General features: G+C 43.1%; 19 protein-coding genes and 1 other RNA gene. 17 read left to right on the top strand and 3 right to left on the bottom strand.

The features are described 5' to 3' along the window. Positions 1 to 36: 36 nt before the first annotated feature. The 5 genes from SALWKB2_RS09295 to SALWKB2_RS09270 all read left to right on the top strand — a co-directional run bounded on the left by SALWKB2_RS09295 (position 37) and on the right by SALWKB2_RS09270 (position 3,638). Complete coding sequence (locus tag SALWKB2_RS09295) at positions 37 to 606, top strand: hypothetical protein (protein WP_025331402.1); 570 nt, start codon at positions 37 to 39, stop codon at positions 604 to 606. Continuing rightward, positions 603 to 1,697: a hypothetical protein gene (locus SALWKB2_RS09290; RefSeq protein ID WP_025331401.1), complete on the top strand. Its 1,095-nt coding sequence runs from the start codon at positions 603 to 605 to the stop codon at positions 1,695 to 1,697. Before SALWKB2_RS09295 ends, SALWKB2_RS09290 begins: the two co-directional genes overlap by 4 nt. 65 nt (positions 1,698 to 1,762) lie before the next feature. Then, complete coding sequence (locus SALWKB2_RS09285; RefSeq protein WP_025331400.1) at positions 1,763 to 2,239, top strand: hypothetical protein; 477 nt, start codon at positions 1,763 to 1,765, stop codon at positions 2,237 to 2,239. Beyond that, on the top strand, positions 2,239 to 2,571 hold the full coding sequence (locus SALWKB2_RS09280; protein WP_025331399.1) for a hypothetical protein: 333 nt from the start codon (positions 2,239 to 2,241) through the stop codon (positions 2,569 to 2,571). The genes SALWKB2_RS09285 and SALWKB2_RS09280 overlap by 1 nt, the downstream gene beginning before the upstream one ends. Positions 2,572 to 3,098: 527 nt before the next feature. Beyond that, positions 3,099 to 3,638 (top strand): TIGR02594 family protein, encoded by a 540-nt coding sequence (locus SALWKB2_RS09270; RefSeq protein WP_025331397.1) that lies wholly within the window; start codon positions 3,099 to 3,101, stop codon positions 3,636 to 3,638. A gap of 294 nt (positions 3,639 to 3,932) precedes the next feature. On the opposite strand, the gene SALWKB2_RS09265 is transcribed toward SALWKB2_RS09270, so the two are convergent. Together SALWKB2_RS09265 and SALWKB2_RS09260 are read right to left on the bottom strand one after the other, a co-directional pair. Continuing rightward, a complete protein-coding gene (locus tag SALWKB2_RS09265; protein ID WP_038649015.1) occupies positions 3,933 to 5,012 on the bottom strand; it encodes an XRE family transcriptional regulator in 1,080 nt (359 codons plus the stop codon). Between the two features lie 163 nt (positions 5,013 to 5,175). Continuing rightward, positions 5,176 to 5,460 (bottom strand): hypothetical protein, encoded by a 285-nt coding sequence (locus tag SALWKB2_RS09260; protein ID WP_025331395.1) that lies wholly within the window; start codon positions 5,458 to 5,460, stop codon positions 5,176 to 5,178. 936 nt (positions 5,461 to 6,396) lie between these two features. Between SALWKB2_RS09260 and SALWKB2_RS09255 the strand changes: the two genes are divergently transcribed. From SALWKB2_RS09255 to SALWKB2_RS09220, 9 genes are all read left to right on the top strand, one after another. Then, a complete protein-coding gene (locus tag SALWKB2_RS09255; protein WP_370530641.1) occupies positions 6,397 to 8,421 on the top strand; it encodes a prolyl oligopeptidase family serine peptidase in 2,025 nt (674 codons plus the stop codon). A 248-nt stretch (positions 8,422 to 8,669) separates the two neighbouring features. Then, positions 8,670 to 8,909, top strand: coding sequence for an acyl carrier protein (gene acpP / locus SALWKB2_RS09250; protein WP_025331393.1), 240 nt, complete (start codon positions 8,670 to 8,672; stop codon positions 8,907 to 8,909). Positions 8,910 to 9,004: 95 nt separating this feature from the next. Continuing rightward, the gene (gene fabF / locus SALWKB2_RS09245; protein WP_025331392.1) at positions 9,005 to 10,252 is read left to right on the top strand and encodes a beta-ketoacyl-ACP synthase II; all 1,248 of its coding nucleotides are present in this window, start codon (positions 9,005 to 9,007) and stop codon (positions 10,250 to 10,252) included. 326 nt (positions 10,253 to 10,578) lie between these two features. After that, complete coding sequence (locus tag SALWKB2_RS09240) at positions 10,579 to 11,556, top strand: NAD(P)H-dependent glycerol-3-phosphate dehydrogenase (protein ID WP_025331391.1); 978 nt, start codon at positions 10,579 to 10,581, stop codon at positions 11,554 to 11,556. A gap of 94 nt (positions 11,557 to 11,650) precedes the next feature. After that, positions 11,651 to 11,983 (top strand): hypothetical protein, encoded by a 333-nt coding sequence (locus SALWKB2_RS09235; RefSeq protein ID WP_025331390.1) that lies wholly within the window; start codon positions 11,651 to 11,653, stop codon positions 11,981 to 11,983. Beyond that, entirely contained in the window at positions 11,976 to 12,278 is a 303-nt protein-coding gene (locus SALWKB2_RS09230) for a cell division protein ZapA (protein ID WP_025331389.1), read from the top strand. Before SALWKB2_RS09235 ends, SALWKB2_RS09230 begins: the two co-directional genes overlap by 8 nt. A 6-nt stretch (positions 12,279 to 12,284) precedes the next feature. Beyond that, positions 12,285 to 12,464, top strand: a non-coding RNA gene (ssrS, locus tag SALWKB2_RS11975) — 6S RNA. A 458-nt stretch (positions 12,465 to 12,922) separates the two neighbouring features. Continuing rightward, entirely contained in the window at positions 12,923 to 16,369 is a 3,447-nt protein-coding gene (gene dnaE, locus SALWKB2_RS09225) for a DNA polymerase III subunit alpha (RefSeq protein WP_025331388.1), read from the top strand. Positions 16,370 to 16,692: 323 nt separating this feature from the next. Next, on the top strand, positions 16,693 to 17,001 hold the full coding sequence (locus SALWKB2_RS09220) for a GIY-YIG nuclease family protein (protein WP_025331387.1): 309 nt from the start codon (positions 16,693 to 16,695) through the stop codon (positions 16,999 to 17,001). A 38-nt stretch (positions 17,002 to 17,039) separates the two neighbouring features. Here SALWKB2_RS09220 and SALWKB2_RS09215 read toward each other — a convergent pair whose 3' ends face one another. Next, the gene (locus SALWKB2_RS09215) at positions 17,040 to 18,056 is read right to left on the bottom strand and encodes a L,D-transpeptidase (RefSeq protein ID WP_025331386.1); all 1,017 of its coding nucleotides are present in this window, start codon (positions 18,054 to 18,056) and stop codon (positions 17,040 to 17,042) included. Positions 18,057 to 18,172: 116 nt separating this feature from the next. Here SALWKB2_RS09215 and rlmD point away from each other — a divergent pair, with 116 nt between their 5' ends. The 3 genes from rlmD to SALWKB2_RS09200 all read left to right on the top strand — a co-directional run bounded on the left by rlmD (position 18,173) and on the right by SALWKB2_RS09200 (position 20,989). Next, positions 18,173 to 19,486, top strand: coding sequence for a 23S rRNA (uracil(1939)-C(5))-methyltransferase RlmD (gene rlmD / locus SALWKB2_RS09210; RefSeq protein WP_025331385.1), 1,314 nt, complete (start codon positions 18,173 to 18,175; stop codon positions 19,484 to 19,486). A 166-nt stretch (positions 19,487 to 19,652) separates the two neighbouring features. Then, the gene (locus SALWKB2_RS09205; protein WP_025331384.1) at positions 19,653 to 20,228 is read left to right on the top strand and encodes a YceI family protein; all 576 of its coding nucleotides are present in this window, start codon (positions 19,653 to 19,655) and stop codon (positions 20,226 to 20,228) included. A 314-nt stretch (positions 20,229 to 20,542) separates the two neighbouring features. Continuing rightward, complete coding sequence (locus tag SALWKB2_RS09200; RefSeq protein WP_025331383.1) at positions 20,543 to 20,989, top strand: GNAT family N-acetyltransferase; 447 nt, start codon at positions 20,543 to 20,545, stop codon at positions 20,987 to 20,989. The last annotated feature ends 59 nt before the right edge of the window (positions 20,990 to 21,048 follow it).

Genomic DNA, 21,048 nt, shown 5'->3' with positions numbered 1-21,048 from the left:
TGTTAAAAGAGGCAGATAATATTGTTTGGTACAAACATGAAACACTATATCAACAACTTTAATGCATCGCTGCTAGAAGCACTGGCCGAGGATAAACAACTTACCCGGTTAGTCTTAGATGAAAGCGCAACCAAAAAAATAACCGCCGTATTGCCACGCTGTTACAACCAGTCCAGCCCTGAGCATTACATGCGCCTGACCTTGCAGAGTATGGACGGGGCAAGCTATGAACTGATAGACATCTGTAACAGCGGCGGGAAATTATCCATCTGGCGTGCTGGCATGGAAGGTACCGCATGCAGCGCATGGCCGGCAGGCACGCAGGTACTGTGTGCGGCGACTGCGGCCAGCTTTGGTAACGATGGCGGAACGATTGTTATTGAGCGTGAAGCCGCAATTAACGACCAGTTAAACGCCCTGGAAATTGACGCATCGAACGGACGCAATCAGGTATTACTGGCCGGTGAAGATGAATCCGAAGACTTGCCGATTGTGATTATCAACATGAAAGACGGTGACGAAATGCTGCTGGAGTTTAAAGGCATTAACACTATCGACGAATTGCCGGTAGTCCTGAATGCCAGCCGCCTAGCGAGGGAAATATGAGCGTATTTGTGAAAATCTATGCCCATCATGGCTGGCGGTATTACCTGCCACTAGGTGTAGTTAAGCCTGAGCCGGTAACCGTCCTGCCGTTTACCGCTGCCGAATATGATAATAACTGCGTCTGGATAGATCAGCTAACCGGGCGAAATCTGCTGGCATACGACGATATCGAGCAGACAGAGGGAATATATAAAATCATTGATAATCAAAACGCATTGCTGCTTAACAGCTACCGCAATGATGATAATTACCCATCTGATGACTCAGTCAATGCCTCCGGACTGTTTGGCAACGCGCTAACCATGCGTATTAAGCCGGGACAATTTCCGGATAGCTCAATGCTGCTGTGTGTGCTGTACGGCCAGAAAGGCCGCAACAGTGAAAAGTTAATGATTGCAGTTGAAAATTACCAGATTATTACGTATTACATGGCGCTGAATGATGAGGACAATATCAGGAAAACTGAAACCGGCATTTACATCAATGACAGCGACCAGTGGGCGAGTATCGGGTTTAATTTTTGCAGCAATGCCGATGCAGGGTTGGCTGGTGTATATGTCAATGGCGAGTATGAAGAAGTGAACATCTTGCCGCTGCAGCAATTTGATCAATTCCGGATATTCAGTCTCACAAACTGGGAGATGGCCTATTATGAAGACGCGAAAATTTACCCGTTTAACGGGGCTGTCTGTGATGTGCAGGTATTTAAAAGCCCGCTAAGCGGCGAGGAGTTCGGCGCCATTCTGGACAAATACGATGATAGCGAAGATATTGGCACGCCCTTCACCGAATTTGAAACCGGCGGCGAACTGATGAAGATGTTTATTAATGTGATTGCGCCCGAAGTGCCGCCAAACCCGGGCAGTGGCATCGGTAACGGAGATAACAACAGCAACGATAACAATGGCAACAATGGCAATGGCAACGATAACAACGGTAACGATAACAACGGCATCGGTAACGGCGGCATCGGTAACGGCGGCATCGGTAATGGCGGCAACAATGGCGATGGTAATAATGTGATTTACCCGCCGCCGCCAGACCCGGACAGCGGGGACAGCGGTAAAGAGAGACCATTGCCGAACGGATAATTTTAATCAGTGATTTCAACAATACAGGCTGCCTGCGGGCAGCTTTTTTATGGAGTAAATGTGTCATGACAAAAGCGATTAAATGGTTTTACTGGTTACTGGACTTCCGGTTTTTACCGGACAGACTGCAAAACTGGCTGTTTGGTACCGGCACGCGAATAATCGAAGTACTGAACGGATTCGCTATGCTGGGTTTTGCGCTAGTGTTCGGCCTGCATGGTGACGAGATAATTAAGGAGGATTTATACGGCAAATTCCCGCATTTATACCCTAAGGTGTTCGTTACTATTCTGATACTAGTTGCCATCGGGCAGTTATTTACTGCCTTTTGTCATTCCAGCCGCAGCAATATTCTTTCCGGTTGCTGCCTGCTGTGGTCGGCGTTGATTTGGTTTGTGATATCCGGAACGTTTATCGCCGCCTATCCGCCACTGTCTACAGGTATGACCACATACCCGCTGATTGCCATCATATGCGCACTGGCCGGCAGGAATCTGATTAAAAACACCCAGCAGGCAGAAGATAAAAAAGGCGGGAAATAATGAATGAAGTTTTTACACTGTCCAACTGTTTCGCCCTTGCCGGCGGCTTTCTCGGCTCGCTGGTAGTATCTGATTATCGACGCTATGGTATAATGCTCACCGTGACATTCATCATTATAGGCATGGTTTTTTCAGCCGCAGTAACAGAGTATTTCTTTACACAGGATCACCCGTGGCTGTTTGCCGGTGCCGGTGTATTTGCCGGTATGGCTTCTAAATCTCTGTTAGACGCATTCAAAGCAACTGCGCCTAAGCTGGCTAAAAAACTGATTAATGCTGTGTGTAACAGGGCGGAAAAGATAATCGGTGATACAGATGATAAGCAGAAATAGGGTGCCGGCTGCATGGCTTTTTTAGTCGTTTTTACAAGATAAATATTTGAATTATATAAATATTCAATCATGCCGGCTGGTAGGCTAACTTGATTCTGTTACGCAATCAACTGCTATGATGCATAGGTTTGGGTACCACCCTAAATTTATAATTATCAAATAGTTATGGGTGAATATGAGTGATTTGGGTACCACTCTGTTTTAGTATCAACTGTTATAGTGATTTGATTATGTAACAGATTCAAGCCGGCTAAATGCCGGCTTTTTTTAAGAATATTACATCACAACTACCTGATTCTTTTATCCAATCCAATTTTGGATTGGTTGAATATATTGATGGTAAAGGCCAACTTCGCCCAATGTATGAATGGCAAAAAAAATACCCTCAACACGGAGGAGTTTTTGAGGGCTTTAAATGTACTAAAGGGGAAACATAAATTAATAATATATAAACAAGTTTAAATAGTCAATACACAGCAGCCGTTATGGCTGCTTTTTTGTTTGTGAAAGGTTTAAAAGGTTAACTAATGAAAGAATTAACATGGATTAGTGAAGCACGTAAATACATCGGCTTGCGTGAGATTAAAGGCACTAAACACAACCCGACAATCATAAAATGGCTTGATGATATGGGGAAGTACGGTACGGAAAGCAAAGCATGGTGGCGTGATGATGAAACACCCTGGTGCGGTTTATTTGTCGGGCATTGTTTGGGTGAAACCGGGCGGTATGTGGTCAAAAACTGGTTCAGGGCAAGAGAATGGGATAATGCTCAATTAATGACTAAGCTGGATAAGCCCGCATATGGCTGTATTGTTACCTTTACTCGGCAGGGTGGCGGTCATGTTGGTTTTGTTGTTGGCGTAGATGCAAAAAACAATTTGATGGTACTGGGCGGCAATCAGGGGGACGAGGTCAAAATTGCTGCTTTTTCACGCAGTAGGGTAACCGGTTATTACTGGCCTAGCATATGGTCTGGTAAAGCAGTTAAATCATCTCCTTTACCTGGTCGATATGCGCTCCCTGTTTTAACTTCTTCCGGGAAACTCAGTACTAATGAGGCGTAATTATTAAAAAGTAAAGCCAGAGTTTTGGCTGGCTTTACTTTGATACAGTGAAAAAATAATTTCAGGATGAACTCAGTGAAGTTGCAGCTTCACTGAGTTCGAGAGGTAGACGGAATTTTCTCCATCTTCTGTAAAAGACAAGATCAAAATAATTTTGCACTCTTACTAACATACAATGCATTAGTAAGTGTACATTAATTTATATACTTCGTCTATTTTATCTCAATTTTAAAAGTGCTAAAAAGCCAGCTAGATGCTGGCTTAAACATACTTGGGTGAGAGGGGGACTACAATCTATTTAACAACTCTAAGCTGATTTCTTGAGTTTTTTGTTAACTTGAATATTAGATCTGAAATGTCATTTTCATGTATATTTAATTGGTTTGCGATATCTTTTATTGAGATGTTGTCTTCTTCTAATAGGAGAAGTAATTTTTCCCAAACCTTTGATGTTTCTTTCTTCATTGGTCTTGGTTCATTTGTTCGGTATTTCAGTTGAGCGAACTGTGGGCATAATACTCTGTTATATACCCATTCTGTAATCATATTTAAACTATACATCCGAGACGCTAATGCCGTAATAGATACACCAAATATTGCCTTTAGGTTTAAAAGTTGCTCAATACTAATTTGAGTAATTTGATATTGGCGTAAAGCCTGTTCTGGCATCAAAAATGCCGCCGCAAAAGTATTAGCGTCTTTTTCTATTTGCCTGGTATCTTCGCCATCATTGTTATTAGCATTAAAGGAACCATCATGTTTCATACTTGAAGTATCGCGAATTAAATGTCCTAATTCATGAGCCGCATCAAATCTGCTTCGTTCAGCCGATTTTTGATTATTGAGAAATATAAAAGGAGTGCTATTATTCCATACACAAAAAGCATCTATCTCTTTCGCCTTTACAGATATAGAAAAAATTCTTATACCTTTTGATTCCAGTAGTGCAATAAGATTAGGAATAGGTTTATTACCTAAGCTCCATTCTAACCTTAATATCTGTGCGGCTGTTTCAGGCGGAAGAGAGGATAAATCAGGAAGATTTGCTGTTTTTAGTTCAAACTTTTTATTAATCCAATCATCCAAAATAAAAGCAGTTACACCATAGCTTAAAGCCATTTTTTTGTATTTTGCAGGCATTCTGGCATAAGATCTAAAACTGACAGCATGCTCACTAATAACAGGTAAATCATCCCTTTTAAAAAAATCAGGAGAGAATTTTAAGATTCTCCCCAATGTTTTTAGATCAGGTTCACTTCTTCCTTTAAGATAATTAGTTATTGTTCTAGGTGTTACCTCCATCATTTCCGCCAGATCTGCTTTTGATAATCCGCGTAGATCTAAAGCAAATTTAAGTTGATCTGGATTGAACATTATGATTACCTCTTATCTATAGCTAATAAAAAAGCCAGCTAATGCTGGCATGTCTACTAATCCACACAAGCACACTTGTTTAAATGTACTTGGATTGATTAGCCTGAGTTCAAAATTAAAGCCCACTGTTTAGTGGCTATATTTCAATTTAATAATTAATAAGTTAATCCTCACAACGTACAAAAGATTCAACAGGTTCCGTTTCTTTTTTAACTCTACGAGGCTGGCTTTCAAATTTCTTACTACCATCAGTATTAGATTCCAGACAAGTTACTTCATAATATAAATCGTCACCTACCTCAAAAACGAAGGAGCGGAGGATACCATCAGGATCTGCCTCAATAATACTGTCATGAACTTCTTTAAACTCATATACCATAAATCCGATTTCTTCTTGTGTTAAATCTTCTTTATTAGCTAATTTACTCAGAATTTCTTGTTTAATCACTTCAACTCCTTTCTTATTTCAGGTTGTAAAACTCAATTAAAAGCCAGCGGTTAGCTGGCTTGGGTTAGTTAATCAGGTTTAGTTAATCAAATTGGCATTGTCTGCTTTAGTACTTAACGGATTAGCTTGTACAACTTCAACCGTGGTGGAGAACACCACAGTTGAATTCTGGCAAGTTTTCTATCCCAGCAATCGTCATAACCATCAGAATAATTAATTGTGTTCATAATAAGCCTCTTTAGTTTCAGTGGAGATTACAATAACTTTAACTCAGTTATGGTGCTACCCACCATAACTGGAATTCGTGAATTACATTCAGTCGTTGTGATGTCCACAACAACTGGATTTTAGAAATTTCACCCAACCGTTTCGATCTCCGTAACGGTTGAATTCTACTAGTTTGATTCAGTTGTTATGATGTGCATAACGACTGGATTTTGTGAACTTCTCAGTTTACACATCTGGTACTATCGATTCATGAGTGTATATACTATATATATAGTATATATATAAGTGTCATTTAAAAGGTTCCTATTGTGTGACAGTTTTGTGACACAAAATTAATTTAATATGTATTAATATGTTGTTTTATGTGTTTTCTGAAATTAAGCGGAAAGCCAGTAAATACGGGGATTGTGGCGATATTTGGCGATATAATGCGCCTTGTGTAAAATAGCCGCGTTGCTCGTTGTCGGCACCATATAAAAATTAACAATTTATATTTTGTACATCGTATATACGAATGTGTGTTGCTAGTAAAAAGCATAATGAAATTATATTGTTGATTTTATTTAAATAATAGGGCAGCCTGTCTGGGCTGCCCTATTTGTTTATATTTATATTTGTATACCGTCTGATTCGTCCGGCCAGATAAACAGTCTGCTATATCAGAAGTGTTATATGGATTAAAAGATATAAATTATTGGAAAAATGAAGATGACAGATGCTGATCCTTTTGTGCATTTTGAAGACCTGGATAATGAACTGACTCAGACTTTTATTCAGCAGGCAGATGCAGCTGCTCAGGCTGAGTTTGCATCGAGTGATGAATATACAGCGGTGCGCGATGATATTGTGACAATGTTGCAGGATGAGCAGCAAATTCCTTTTTGTCAGGAACACCGTGCACGTATGTATCATTTTTATCAGTCAGCGGAATTTCCGAAGGGTGTGTACAGAGTATGTTCTGCGGCCAGTTATCGTGCAGGTTTGCCTGAATGGGAAATTTTGTTTTCAGTAGCTGATTTTGATTCTCTGCTTAATGATAATGTGTACTTACAGGGAGTGGCTCATTATGTGCAGGCACCGGAGCATGTATTAATCAGTCTGAGTGCGGGCGGATCTGATGCTGCTTATACAATCGAATTTAATCTGGCTGAGCGTAAAGTTGTCGAAGGCGGTTTTCATTTTCCGCTCAGTAAAAGCATTATTAGCTGGCGTGATACTGAAAGCGTATGGGTATGTCCGGCCTGGGATGAGCGGCAGTTAACGCAGGCGGGCTATCCCAGGCAAGTGTGGCTGATGCGCCGCGGACAATCTTTTGCAGAAGCACTGCCGATACTGGAAATGGCAGCAGAAGGCATGATGGTTAATGCCTGGCGTTATCTGGATAGCCAGGGCGCACCGATTGATTTACTTGAAGCAGCAGAAGGGTTTTATCACAAACAGTATTATCAGGTACTGGCTGATTTTAGTGTTAAACCGCTGGGATTGCCGGATGATTGTGAATTGATGGGTTATCTGTACGGGCAATTGCTGGTGCAGTTACGCAGTGACTGGCAGCGGGCAAATAAATCCTATCCGGCAGGCAGTCTGGTGGCAGTGAAGTTGCATAAAGGTAAGCTTGGCGCGGCTGAGCTGATTTTTTTACCAACTGAAACTCAGGCTATTGAAAATATTGAAACTACACGACGGTTTGTGCTGGTGTCCATACTGGATAATGTGCATAGCCGCTTGCTGGCATGGCATTTTGCAGATAGCCGCTGGCAGGAAATTACTTTGCCGAATTTGCCGGAAGGTGCACTGGAAATTACTGATCAGCCGTGGGGCGGTGATGTGGTGTATCTGGCAATCAGTAATTTTCTTGAGCCTCTGACTTTATATACGCTGGATATACATCTGGGTGAGTTGTGTGTTATGCGCCGCCAGCCACGGCAATTTAATCCGCAAGGAATGCAAGTACGGCAATTTAATGCAGTTGCAGCTGATGGCACATTTATTCCTTATTTTCATGTTGGTAAACAAATCGGTGAGGATACGCCAACAATTGTTTATGTGTATGGTGGTTTCGCTATGCCGCAACTGCCGTATTATCTGGGCAGTATTGGTAGGCACTGGCTGGCCAGAGGCTATGCTTTTGTGCTGTCAAATGTCCGTGGCGGAGGCGAATTCGGACCATTATGGCATCAGGCTGCTCAAGGGATTAATAAACATATCAGTGTTGGTGATTTGCTGGCTGTGCTGCATGATTTATATAAACATCATCGAGCTGTGGCAGCACATACAGCGATACAGGGCGGTAGTAATGGTGGTCTGGTAGTAGCATCTGCTTTCTGCCGTGAGCCGCAGAGTATGGGGTCAATGGTGTGCGAAGTGCCACTGACAGATATGTTGCGTTACCCTTATCTTTCAGCAGGTTCTTCGTGGATTGATGAATACGGAAATCCTGAGAATTCTCAGGAAAGACCGGCATTAAAGCTGCTTTCTCCTTATCATAATTTGGGTGATTTGCAACACTATCCGCCGGCATTGATTACTACTAACCGGCACGATGATCGTGTGCATCCGGCACATGCACTGAAATTCTATGCGCGTCTGCGGCAGCTGAAGCAGAGGGTATGGCTGGCAGCACCTGATACTGGCGGGCATGCCGGTGGCGGAACACAGGAAAATACAGCAGCGGAGCTGGCTCTGATTATGAATTTTTTATATAAAACTATTGTTAATAATGATTCAATATAAATCATATTGCTTGTCGCAAAAAATCAGGCTGTGCTAATATGGCTGCCGCTTGCTGTTAAATTTGCACTTGGGTGATAAGTAAAAGTGCGGTGAAAATCACTGAAAACCATGGAAAAGACGGCAAAAAACAATTTAAATGGAAAACTCTATTTTTATTAGGTACAATAATATCAACAACTAAAAAAGTTGATTTATTCAATTAACCCTGTCCGCACTTACTGCCGGGCAAAGAAAAGAAAGATCAGTCAATGGATAATAATATCGAACAACGTGTGAAAAAGATTGTTGCAGAACAATTAGGCGTGAGTGAAGCTGAAGTAAAAAATGAATCTTCTTTCCAGGAAGATTTGGGTGCTGACTCACTGGACACCGTTGAATTGGTAATGGCTCTGGAAGAAGCTTTTGGTTGCGAAATTCCGGACGAAGAAGCTGAAAAAATTACTACCGTACAACAAGCTATCGACTTTGTTGGCGCTCACTTGAATTAATTCCGTGTAGTGTTGGTCAAATTCAAATTCCTCTGTCGAAATAAGGCGCTTTTTTCGTCTGATTCGGTAGAGGTTTTTTTCTTACGAGCAAAATTATGAGTAAAAAAAGAGTAGTCATTACCGGCCTGGGTCAGGTATCTCCTGTGGGTAATGATGTAACCACAGCATGGCAAAATCTACTTGCAGGTAAAAGCGGCATTGGCACTATTACCCATTTTGATGCTTCGTCTTTAGTTTGCCAGATTGCCGGTGAAGTTAAGAATTTTGATGTAACTCAGTACATCAGCGCAAAAGAAGCACGCAGAATGGATTCGTTTATTCATTTTGGTGTAGCTGCTGCGATGCAGGCAATTGCAGATGCCGGACTGGATGATATACCGGGGCTGGATAAAACCCGGGTAGGGGTGAATATCGGTGCCGGTATCGGTGGATTACCTGCGATTGAAGCAACGGCACGGACTGTTGTGGAACACGGGGCACGTAAAATTAATCCGTTTTTCATTCCCAGTTCTCTGATTAATTTGATTTCCGGTCATGTTACTATTCTTAAAGGCTATCAGGGACCGAGCTATGGTATGGTTTCAGCCTGTACCACCGGTGCGCACAGTATTGGTGATTCAGCACGTCTGATTAAGTATGGTGATGCAGATATTATGATAGCCGGTGGGGCAGAGGCGGCTATTTGTGAGCTGGGTGTAGGTGGTTTTGCTGCAATGAAAGCATTATCAACCCGCAATGATGATCCGGCTACAGCATCCAGACCATGGGATAAACAACGTGACGGCTTTGTGATGGGTGAAGGTGCCGGGGTAATGGTGCTGGAAGAGTATGAGCATGCACGTAAACGCGGTGCCAGAATCTATGCTGAACTAGTGGGTTTTGGTATGAGTTCAGATGCATATCATATTACTGCGCCCAATACTGAGGGGCCGGCACTGGGTGTGACCCGTGCTCTGAAAGACGGTGGTTTAAACCCTGAAGATATTGATTATGTGAATGCTCATGGTACATCGACCCCGCTGGGTGATGTAAATGAAACCAATGCATTAAAACTTGCTTTGGGTGAGCATGCTAAAAAACTGGTTGTGAATTCAACTAAATCCATGACCGGCCATCTGCTGGGCGGTGCCGGCGGTGTGGAAGCGGTATATACAGTAATGGCTATTCATACCCAAAAATCTCCGCCAACAATCAATATCTTTGAACAGGATATTGAAGCGGGATGTGATCTGGATTATTGCGCCAATGAGGCGCGTGATTTGCCGATTCGTGCAGCTATTTCCAATTCGTTTGGTTTTGGTGGTACGAATGGTTCACTGGCGTTTAAACGCTTTGAGGATTAATCATTTTTAAATGTATTTTATGAGCACAGGTTGTCTGACAACAGGCAGCCTGTGTTTTTCTATTCATGCAGCTATGATTGAATTGAGCGGATTAATACCCGAAGCGCTCTTTGCAGACTGGTGCATGATGTGAATCAGCTGTATTCTGCTAATTTGGTACGGTATTTCAGGCAGCCTGAGTCTGAGTTTTTGGATACAATATGCTTCGTTAAAGCTGTTTGTGCCGGTAATGAATGAAATGCTGTATTTGTAAGTAGCCTGGCTTCTGAAAGTATTGAGAAACAGGGTAGTTATCTGCTGATAGTTTGTTAAAGGGAATATTTGACATGAATATTGGTGTGCTGGGTGCCGGAGCGTGGGGAACGGCTCTTGCCATTCACTTTTCTCTGCATGCACACAAGGTCTGGTTATGGACACACAATATCCGGCATGTGCAGCAATTACAGCAGGAGCGGGTAAACAAACGGTATTTGCCTGATTTTGTTCTGCCAGAAAATCTTTCTGCTGTTGATGCATTTGCGCCGGCAGATTTAATCATTATTGCCACACCGGTATCTGCTTTGCGGGAAAGTGCCCGGAAGCTGGTTGAGGCCGGTATGGGTAAAGTACCTGTTATTGCAGCCTGTAAAGGATTTGAACAGCAAACCGGCTTGTTACCGCAACAGGTACTGGCAGAGGTTATGCCCGAGAATAACTGCATCGGTGTGCTGTCCGGACCAAGTTTTGCACAGGAACTGGCTCAGCAGTTACCTTGTGCTGTTACGCTGGCATCGGAAAATTTTGCCTGGATTCAGTCTCTGGCGGCTACACTGAATAATACTGTTTTGCGTTTATATGCGAATGCTGATGTGATCGGGGCGGCTGTAGGCGGGGCGGTAAAGAATGTCATGGCTATTGCAACGGGGATTGCAGATGGTCTGCACTACGGGATTAATGCCAGAGTGGCATTAATGACACGGGGTATGGCAGAAATATCGCGTCTGAATCATGCTCTGGGTGGTCAGGCAGCAACGTTAATGGGCTTGTCCGGTATGGGGGATTTAATTCTTACCTGTACGGGATCGCTGTCGCGTAATCGCCGGGTAGGTTTATTGCTGGCAGAGGGTAAATCACTGCCTGAAGCATTAACTGAACTTGGACATGTCGCCGAAGGTGTATATACTGTAGAAGAGGTTTGCAGGCAGGCGGATTCACTGGGGGTAGATATGCCGATTGCCAATATCCTGAAACAGCTGTTTCATGGTCGTACTGAGGTACAGGCAATGGCAGAAATTCTGATGGAAAGATCGCCTAAAGCGGAATAATAATTATTTGTTATAACGAAAAATAACCGAATTAGCAGTACTGATAAATCAGGTAATTCATGCTGCATTAATTAAGGACGGAAGCGGGTAGGGAATGGAAAATCAATTAGAACAACTGGAAGACAGTGTTAAGCGACTGGTAATACAATTCAATTCTCTTTTGGCAGAAAAACATCAGCTGACTCAGCAGCTGGCAACTGCAAAAGAACAGTTACACAAACAAAATGAAGATTTTCAATTAGAACGTGAACGGATACGTAGTCAGCATGAGAAGGAAAAGTTTCATTTACAGGAAAGCATGCAAACTACTATTGACGGGCTGATTGCTGAAAAGAACCGATATACTTCGGTAGTGAAAGCATCCAGTGATGAGCTGCGGCGGTTGCTGCAACGGCTACCTCAAATGCAGGAGGATTTAAATGGATGAAATTCAACAGGTTCGTGTGGAAATTCTTGGTCGTCCTTTTAATATAGGCACGCCCAGAAGTGAACACGAAACGTTGATGCAGGCAGTAAAAATGCTGAATGAAAAAATTACTGCTATTCAGAGTTCCGGAAGAATTGTTGAAACAGATAAAATTGTAATTATGGCTGCGCTCAATCTGGCTCACGATCTGCTCAAACTGACCGTGCACGGAAACTTGGCAATTGGCGATTATGAGCGTAAAATGCAGGATATGATACAGTTGTGTGAAAGTACACTCACACTTGTGGTAAAATAAAGTTTTCTTCCCCTGCGGTGTTCGTAAGGACATATATTCCTTTGAACCAATAATTCGCTTTTTTGGCGGTTGGGTAATGGTGGGCGTGAGCATTCCCTGTGAATGAACCCGAAGCCATTCGATACTGCCAGCCTTGTCCTCAAGGTTCAAGCGGATGGCGTCCAAACCGGCACCTGCGGGGGAAACTTTCATAAACAGGCTGTCTGATGATTCAGGCAGCCTGTTTTCATTAGTCGAGTTGGCCGGATGTATCAGTTAGCTGCGTAACACTCGCTGAATTTCCAAGCTCCGGCGGCTCAGTTAAATAACAAAGGTTTTATGGGTAGTTTGGTGGCCGGATATATTTCTTTCAACTGTAGAAGTATGAATTAATGCTTTTTGGTCTGTATATTTATATTACTATCCGCTTTACTACTGCTGAATAATCAACTAGCCAGTTTTTACCCCAGATTATTGCTGTTCACTTGAACAAATCAGGTAAAATTAACGCTGTAATAATGTGCTTGTGCACTGGCTGATCCACTGAATGCTGTTATTTGTAATTTTCAGTATATTGCTTAGAAAGCTGAAAGTTCAGCCGGCCGGTTTTCTCTCATTTTATTTCGGATAAACCAGATAACAATTGTTCTGGTATGAAAAGTACTATGTCCAAAAATTTTTCCTATGTTCCATTGCGTCTGCATACTGAATTTTCTATTGAAGACGGTATTGTACGGATTAAAGAGGCAGTTAAAAGAGCCAGTGCTTTGGGAATACCTGCATTAGGTATCAGCGACCTGATGAATGTATTTGGCATGGTGAAATTTTATAAGGCATGCCGTAATGCGGGAATCAAGCCGATTATGGCGGTAGATGTGCGTCTGGAGAATCCGGAACAGCCGGATAAGCCTTTTCGCCTGATGCTTGTGGTTAAAAATCATGCAGGTTATTTGCGTCTGAATGAGTTACTGACAAATGCTTATGTGGGTGAAGACCGCAATCCGCATCAGGCAATAGTACGTCAGCAGTGGCTGGCAGAAGGAGACAATACTGGCTTAATCTGTTTATCTGGAGCACAGTATGGTGAAATTGGTCAGGCTTTACTGTCACAGAAACCTGAGCAGGCTGCACAAGCTTTAATTAAATACCGGCAATGGTTTGGTGATGGTTTTTATCTGGAAGTGCAGCGTTTGCCTGAGCGGCCGGAATGGGAAGCAGTGGTAGCGGGTAGTGTGGCACTGGCGGCTGAGCATCAGATAGCCGTGGTGGCAACCCATCCGGTACAGTTTATGGATACTGATGATTTTCAGGCACATGAAGCTCGGGTCTGCATTGCCAGCGGATATGTACTGGCTGATAAACGCCGTCCGCATGATTTTGTGCCCAGTCAGTATTTTGTTACGCCTGAAGAGATGGCGGCACGTTTTGCCGACATACCTGAAGCTTTATCCAATACAGTTGCTATAGCTCAACGCTGTAATCTGACGCTGACACTGGGGAAAAACTATTTGCCGCTTTTTCCGACACCGGAAGGGATGACGCTGGACGATCTGTTGGTTCAGCTGAGTAATGAAGGATTACGTGAGCGCATGTCATTTCTGTATCCGGATGAAACTGAACGAGCACAGAAAATGCCGGAATATCAGCAGCGACTGGATTATGAGCTGGGAATTATTATTCAGATGCAGTTTCCCGGTTATTTTCTGATTGTGCAGGACTTTATTAACTGGGCTAAGCAAAATGGCTGTCCGGTAGGTCCGGGACGTGGTTCTGGTGCCGGTTCGCTAGTAGCGTATTCATTGAAAATTACTGATTTGGATCCGTTGCGTTATAACCTGCTGTTCGAACGTTTTCTGAACCCGGAACGGGTATCAATGCCGGACTTCGATATTGACTTTTGTCAGGAAAACCGTGGTCGGGTTATTCAGTATGTACGCCATAAATATGGTGTGCCTGCGGTAAGTCAGATTGTTACTTTCGGTACGATGTCGTCGAAATCTGTGGTACGCGATGTCGGGCGTGTGCTGGATTTACCGTTTGGTTTGTGTGACCGTTTGTCTAAACTGATACCGGTTGAAGCAAATAAACCACTCAGTCTGACAAAAGCAATGGAAGCAGAACCGCAAATCCGGCAACTATTGCAGGAAGAAGAAGCTGAAGAGCTAATGACGCTGGCACTGAAACTGGAAGATCTGACGCGCGGTCTGGGTATGCACGCAGGCGGGGTGCTGATGGCTCCGGGAAAAATTGCCGATTTTTGCCCGATTTATCAGGCAAGCGGTGATGATGCGTCTCCGGTTTCGATGTTTGATAAGGATGATGTTGAGCAGATTGGTTTGGTGAAATTCGACTTTCTCGGACTGCGCAACTTAACCATCATCGAAATGACGCAAAAATTTATTCTGGAAACCACTGGTCAGAAGGTTGATGTTAATCATATTCCGCTGGACGATGCAGAGACGTATGCCAGTATTTTTGCCAGAGGTAATACAACAGCAGTATTCCAGTTTGAGTCGGTGGGTATGAAAAAGATGCTGGTGACAGCACGTCCGACCAAGTTTGAAGAAATTATTGCGTTTGTGGCTCTGTATCGTCCGGGGCCGATGGATCTGATTCCGGATTTTATCCGGCGTATGCATGGTGAGGAAAAAGTAGAGTATCTGCATCCAAATCTTGAACCGGTATTAAATTCTACTTACGGGGTGATGGTTTATCAGGAACAGGTAATGCAGGCGGCACAGGTTTGCGGCGGTTATACACTGGGTGGTGCCGATTTGCTGCGTCGTGCTATGGGTAAGAAAAAAGTTGAGGAAATGGTGAAGCATCGCGCCATTTTTGAGGCTGGTGCCGCTGAAAAAGGCATAGATAAGCAAACGGCCAATGAAATTTTCAATTATATGGAAAAGTTTGCCGGCTATGGTTTCAATAAATCGCATGCTGCAGCTTATGCTCTGGTGTCTTATCAGACTGCATGGCTCAAATGTCATTATCTGGCTGAGTATCTGGCCGGTACGATGTCCAGTGAATTGACTAATACGGATCAGCTGAAAATTTTTGTTGATGATGGTATTGAAAACGGGATTACTTTCCTGCCACCGAGTATTAATGAATCCTTTTACCGGTTTACTCCGAATAATAAAAAGCAGATTCGTTATGCACTTGGAGCAATTAAGGGAACTGGCGAAGGTGCCGTAGAGGCCATTGTACGTGCGCGCGAAACAGGTGGTGCATTTACAGATTTATTCGATTTTTGTCAGCGAGTAGATCGCCAACATCTGAATCGCCGTACGATTGAGGCTTTGGTACGCGCCGGTGCCTTTGATGAATTGAATCCGAATCGGGCTCAGTTGCTGGCCAATATCGGTCTGGCGATGGAGAATGCTGAGCAGGTGGCTGCCAATGCGAATCAGGGCGGGCTGTTTGATATGGTTGAAGATGCTATAGAGCCTTTACAAATGGAAAAGGTAGCACCATGGTCACTGGCGGTAAAGCTGGCTGAAGAGAAACAGGCAATGGGTTTTTATTTTTCCGGCCATCCGTTCGAACCATATGCTGATAAAGTACGTGCACTGGTTAGCAGCAAACTGGCAACACTGAAACCATCTAATAATAAGCAGAAAGTAGCCGGTTTTGTTACCGGTGTCCGCTATATTATGGGAAAACGCGGTAAATTTGCTGTGGTGCAGCTTGAGGATGGTACCGCTAAACAGGAAGTTGTAGTAGCGGGGCAGGCACTGGAAGAATACGGAGCCAGCCTGAAAGCAGATCAGGTATTGATTATGGAATGTAAGGTTGCTGTTGATGAATACAATGGCGGTGACGGATTACGTATCACTGCTGATGATGCATTCACGCTGGCGCAAGCCAGCGCCCGCTATGCACGCAGTCTGCATTTACACATTACTGCAGATACTCCTGTCGGACAATTGGCCAGATTACTGGAACCATACCGTGAACAGCAGGCTCATGTGCCACTGAAATTTTGCTGCCGGCATCAGCAGGCATATGGTGAATTGCGTGCGGATAGAAACTGGCTTATCAAGCCTGAGGCTACCTTATTTGATGAACTGTATACCTTGCTAGGCGATGAGGCGGTACAGGTGAGTTTCTGAGTGTAAACCGAAAAATTGAGCGTATTTATGTACGATAAGTACTCTCTTGTCTGAGTGTATGATAAAAATAATTATTTTAAATTTTATGTGTTATTGGTAAATGTTTAAGAACATCGGCGAAGCGCGGCCAGGTGTTCGGCCTGTATTCAGTATCTGTAAAATTTGAAATTATCGGTTTTTGCTTAAAATCATATTATTTTATTGCTGTGAATTAAGTGTGTTTATTATTAACACGCTGTATATCATAATTTTTACCGGAGTTTGGAATAACTGAATTTCAATCAGTCCGGGATTGCGGTTTATACTGAACTATGAAGCTGATTTTGTCTGCATCTGTTCTGAATGCATTACCCCCCTTACCTCAGACAGATGCTGATTGGGCTGTCTATTTTTTATACTGTGCTAATGATACATTTTATTGCGGGATAACTAATCGGCCGTTAAAGCGCTGGCAGGCGCATTATGCGGGTAAGGGGGCAAGATATACACGCATGTATCCGCCACTTGAGATGCGTCTGATTTGCCGGAACATTACTAAAGCCGCTGCAGCACGATGTGAATATCGGCTGAAGCGGCTTAAATCTTCAGACAAGGCAGTTTTATGGCAATTGCTGGAAAATTATCTTCCTTAAAACTGAGTTTATATATCAGTTAAACTGCTAGTCCGATGTTACATCAGAGAATCAAAACCCTCATCGGATGAGGCAGGAATGGTTGTAATTGGAACCTTCTTTACTGATGTGGGTTGTTTTTTTGCAGGTGTGGTGGTTGGATGTAACGGAGTAATATTTTGTTGCTTAGGTGTTTCGTCCGTGTCCTCATCTACTTCAATACTACTGCTTTCCGGTGTGATTTCCTGTTTAGAATTGATATTGTCTGGATTAACGTTTTTGAATTCTACAGTTTCACCTTTACCGCTTGTCCACTGTAGTGAGCTCAGATTGCCGCTAACTTTGGTTTTGCCAGTACTGCAGGTAAGACAAATCAAAGTATTGGCCGGTTTGCCCAGAGCATTGTTTAAACGTTGCTGGTCAACCCGAAGCTGATGCTGTTCTGCCCATGAACTGATACTCTGGTTTAAGAGCTTTCTGTTCAGATTTCGTTTATTATAAGGATCGCGATAAACGGCAATCCAGATATCATTTTGTTCATCTGTGTTAACTGATACCTGCTGGTAAATGACGGCAGCATCAGCACCGCTTTGTACTGTTGCGGCAAAATCCAGTGCATTCGGGCTGCGTAAACGCACACAGCCATGGCTGCGTACCCCGGGCACACTACTGGGTACATTGGTACCATGAATGCCAAGCCCCAGCCGCGGTTCACCAAGACGGACAAATACGGGACCAAGTGGGTTATTCGGGCCGGGTGGTACAGATTTCTGTACAGCTTTACCGCTGGCTGCCATTTCTTTCTGGATACTAAGCGGAACACTCCAGGTAGGCTTGTTTACTTTGGCACCAATTTTGTATTCACCCAGCGGTGTTTGTGTGCTGGCTTTACCTACAGTTATGGGATAAGTTTTAATTAATTTTCCGTCCTGAAACAGAAATAGCCGCAATTGCGGAACATTCAGGATAACTTGCTGTCCCTGACTGGGTACTGCGTAGTCAGGCATGGGAATGGCAGCATATGCACCTGTGGAGATAAGGGTAGTGGCCACTGCATAAAGTATTGGTTTTAACATTATTCTTAAAATCCAGTATGGCAATATGGATATAATCATAACGTAATTTGTCTGTAATGTGAGAAATTAAATACAATTAAATTTATTTAAGTTCATTTCTGGCTTGAGGTTATAGCTTGGAACAACGATTTACAGCACAAATTACAGACTGGAATCAGGAAGGGCGCGGCGTTGCCCGGGTAGACGGTAAGGCGGTATTTATTGATGAGGCATTACCGGGTGAATTAGTAGAATGGCAGCCGGTGCGGATAAAAAAATCCTATACTGAAGGTAGAATTAGCCGAATACTGATGCCGGCTAATGCTCGTGTACAACCGCCTTGTGATTATTATGCTCATTGTGGCGGTTGTAACAGCCAGCATATTGAGTTTACTGCTCAGGTGGCACTAAAACAGCGTGCATGGCTAAGTCAGATGCGGCGTCTGGGTAAGGTTCTGCCTGATGAACTGATGCCGCCTGTTTATGGTTTAGCATGGCATTATCGCCAACGAGTGCGATTACGTGCAGTCTATGATAAAGGCCGGTTAAAGCTGGGTTTTCAGGCCAGACAAAGCCATGCAATTATAGATATTGATTATTGTCTGGTATTACCTGAGGTAGTGTCGAAAGCTTTAAAACCAATTAAGCTGTTTTTACAAAACTGGTCTGCAAATACGGTTAAGGGCATTATGCTGCATCAGGGTAATGATGCTATTGCACTCACTATACAGACTGATGTGTTAAACCAGCCCAAGCGTATGCAGATTGATGGTCTGCTGCAACAGTTACAGCAGCAAAGCGGTTATGTGTGGCAGTGCTGGTTACAAAAAGGTAATAAAACCACTTTAATATCTTCATCTGCGACTGCGATTCTTGCTTATCGTCTGCCTGAATATCAAATTGAGATTCCATATCAGCCTGAAGATTTTACTCAGGTTAATCATGTGACTAATGCGCTTATGGTACAGCGGGCAATACAATGGTTGCAGCCATGTGCCGGCGAGCGGATTATTGACTGGTTTTGTGGTTTAGGGAATTTTAGTTTACCGATTGCACGGATGCAGGCAGAGGTGCTGGGTATTGAGGGTGTTGCTGCCATGTGTCAGCGTGCTGCGCGTAATGTCAGGCATAATGGTTTGGCCAAACTTGTACGTTTTCAGCAGGCTGATCTTTTTGCTATGAGTACGCAGCGTCTGCGTGAGCTGGGTTATGCGCATAAATGGTTGCTTGATCCGCCACGTGCAGGTGCTCAGGCATTGATACAGTCTTTAAATGAAATTGAAGAGCGGCTGTTACCACGCCGGATAGTTTATATTTCCTGCGATCCGGCTACTCTGGCACGAGACGCAGGTTTACTCGTTAAGCGCGGTTACCGTTATCGCGCCGGCGGTATTATGAATCTGTTTGCGCAAACAGCACATGTGGAGTCGATCGCTGTATTTGACTGGTAAAACAATAATAATGAAACAGGTAAAATTATCTGTTTAGTTAAAAGTAGATGAATATCCTGTAATTATTTCATGACAAGAAATAATATTTTTACTCTTCGAGATGTTGTTATCTGGTTATTCACGTTAATATTGTTGCTGTCAGACTAATGTTTAGAGGTGTTTCTTCATGAATAAATTGGCCAGTATTTTGATGGCAGCGTTGCTGGGAATAACCGTGCCGGCTGTAGCTGCAAATTATAAAATCGATCCTTTGCATGCCAATGCCCGTTTTACACTTGATCACTTTGCAACCTCCAGTAATGTGGGTGGTTTTTATAATCTTAATGGTGAACTTCAATATGATGCTGGTGCGAAAACTGGTTCTGTAGATATAACTATCCCGCTTAGTACTCTGGATACTGGCCGCAGTGAGTTCACGAAACACCTGCAAAGCGAAGCTTTTTTCAATGCGGCAAAGTATCCGAATCTGCGTTTTTCTTCACAGGACTGGATTTTTGATAAACAAGGCAAGGTCAGAGCATTACGCGGCCAGCTGACTATGGTCGGACGAACTCATCCTGTGACATTACGGGCAACTAAATTTAATTGTTATAATAGCCCTATGACTCAATCGCAGGTGTGCGGCGGTGATTTTGAGGCTATTATTGATCGCTCACAATGGGGGATCGATGAATATCTGACGGCCATGCCAGCCAGCCGGTATGTTAAAATTAATATTCAGATTGAAGCAGCCAGACAGTAAACTAACTGGGTAATTTACACGGATTATCTGTTTTAATAGCAGATAATCCGTTTGTGCTTTGCACAATACTCAGTTTTTAGCCGGTTAGGTATTTAATATACCGGATTGTAATACTTAACCGAGCGCATTTTGATTAAAAGGGTTGCTTTTATTGAAAACAATATTAGATCACAGAGCGGATTTTAAGCTAGAAACAGGTGTAAAGCTGAAATGTTGATTCAAAGATTTGATATTGGTACTCTGTTAATATTATGATTAGGGTTATGGTGTGAATAATCAGATATTCGTTCTTAATGTAAAAGGTGGAAATCGTTATGTGGTGTATCAAAAAATTTAATGAAATTTCATCACACGATTTTTTTCATATTGCTCGCTTGCGTATCGATACTTTCATAGTAGAACAACAACGTATTTATCCTGAGCTGGATGATTGGGATTTGCAGGCTAAACATGTTTATTATCAGCGGGACGGGCAGATACTGGCATATGCACGAATGTTTCTGGCTGGTGTTCACTTTACCTTTGGCCGGTTTGTGATACATCCAACGGTACGCGGTACCGGATTGGGTGATCAGCTGGTTAAGCTCATTCTGCATTACGCAAAAAATCATTATGCTGAATATCCGGTTAAAATTGAGGCTGACCGGCGAGTACTTAAATTTTATCAGCGGCATGATTTTCAGATACAGGGAACGCCCTATATTTCTAATGGAATCCCTTACGTACAAATGCTGTATCAGCCAAAAAAAACAACGGGCTGAACAGGGTCGGTTATCAGAACTTGTTTATCGTAGTGATTAATATTCTGGCAATAGAAAAA

It is taken from the genome of Snodgrassella alvi wkB2, from assembly GCF_000600005.1.
GTDB classification, from domain to species: Bacteria; Pseudomonadota; Gammaproteobacteria; order Burkholderiales; family Neisseriaceae; genus Snodgrassella; species Snodgrassella alvi.
The sequence above is the reverse complement of the archived record's forward strand: the minus strand, read 5'-3'. Positions and strand labels throughout refer to the sequence as shown.

Coding starts and splice junctions, on each gene's coding strand:
- SALWKB2_RS09235 (WP_025331390.1), top strand. CDS start 11,651: ATGGAAAATCAATTAGAACAACTGGAAGACAGTGTTAAGCGACTGGTA.
- SALWKB2_RS09265 (WP_038649015.1), bottom strand. CDS start 5,012: ATGTTCAATCCAGATCAACTTAAATTTGCTTTAGATCTACGCGGATTA.
- SALWKB2_RS09215 (WP_025331386.1), bottom strand. CDS start 18,056: ATGTTAAAACCAATACTTTATGCAGTGGCCACTACCCTTATCTCCACA.
- SALWKB2_RS09285 (WP_025331400.1), top strand. CDS start 1,763: ATGACAAAAGCGATTAAATGGTTTTACTGGTTACTGGACTTCCGGTTT.
- SALWKB2_RS09200 (WP_025331383.1), top strand. CDS start 20,543: ATGTGGTGTATCAAAAAATTTAATGAAATTTCATCACACGATTTTTTT.
- SALWKB2_RS09295 (WP_025331402.1), top strand. CDS start 37: ATGAAACACTATATCAACAACTTTAATGCATCGCTGCTAGAAGCACTG.
- SALWKB2_RS09280 (WP_025331399.1), top strand. CDS start 2,239: ATGAATGAAGTTTTTACACTGTCCAACTGTTTCGCCCTTGCCGGCGGC.
- SALWKB2_RS09230 (WP_025331389.1), top strand. CDS start 11,976: ATGGATGAAATTCAACAGGTTCGTGTGGAAATTCTTGGTCGTCCTTTT.
- dnaE (WP_025331388.1), top strand. CDS start 12,923: ATGTCCAAAAATTTTTCCTATGTTCCATTGCGTCTGCATACTGAATTT.
- SALWKB2_RS09205 (WP_025331384.1), top strand. CDS start 19,653: ATGAATAAATTGGCCAGTATTTTGATGGCAGCGTTGCTGGGAATAACC.
- SALWKB2_RS09270 (WP_025331397.1), top strand. CDS start 3,099: ATGAAAGAATTAACATGGATTAGTGAAGCACGTAAATACATCGGCTTG.
- fabF (WP_025331392.1), top strand. CDS start 9,005: ATGAGTAAAAAAAGAGTAGTCATTACCGGCCTGGGTCAGGTATCTCCT.
- SALWKB2_RS09290 (WP_025331401.1), top strand. CDS start 603: ATGAGCGTATTTGTGAAAATCTATGCCCATCATGGCTGGCGGTATTAC.
- SALWKB2_RS09240 (WP_025331391.1), top strand. CDS start 10,579: ATGAATATTGGTGTGCTGGGTGCCGGAGCGTGGGGAACGGCTCTTGCC.
- acpP (WP_025331393.1), top strand. CDS start 8,670: ATGGATAATAATATCGAACAACGTGTGAAAAAGATTGTTGCAGAACAA.
- SALWKB2_RS09255 (WP_370530641.1), top strand. CDS start 6,397: ATGACAGATGCTGATCCTTTTGTGCATTTTGAAGACCTGGATAATGAA.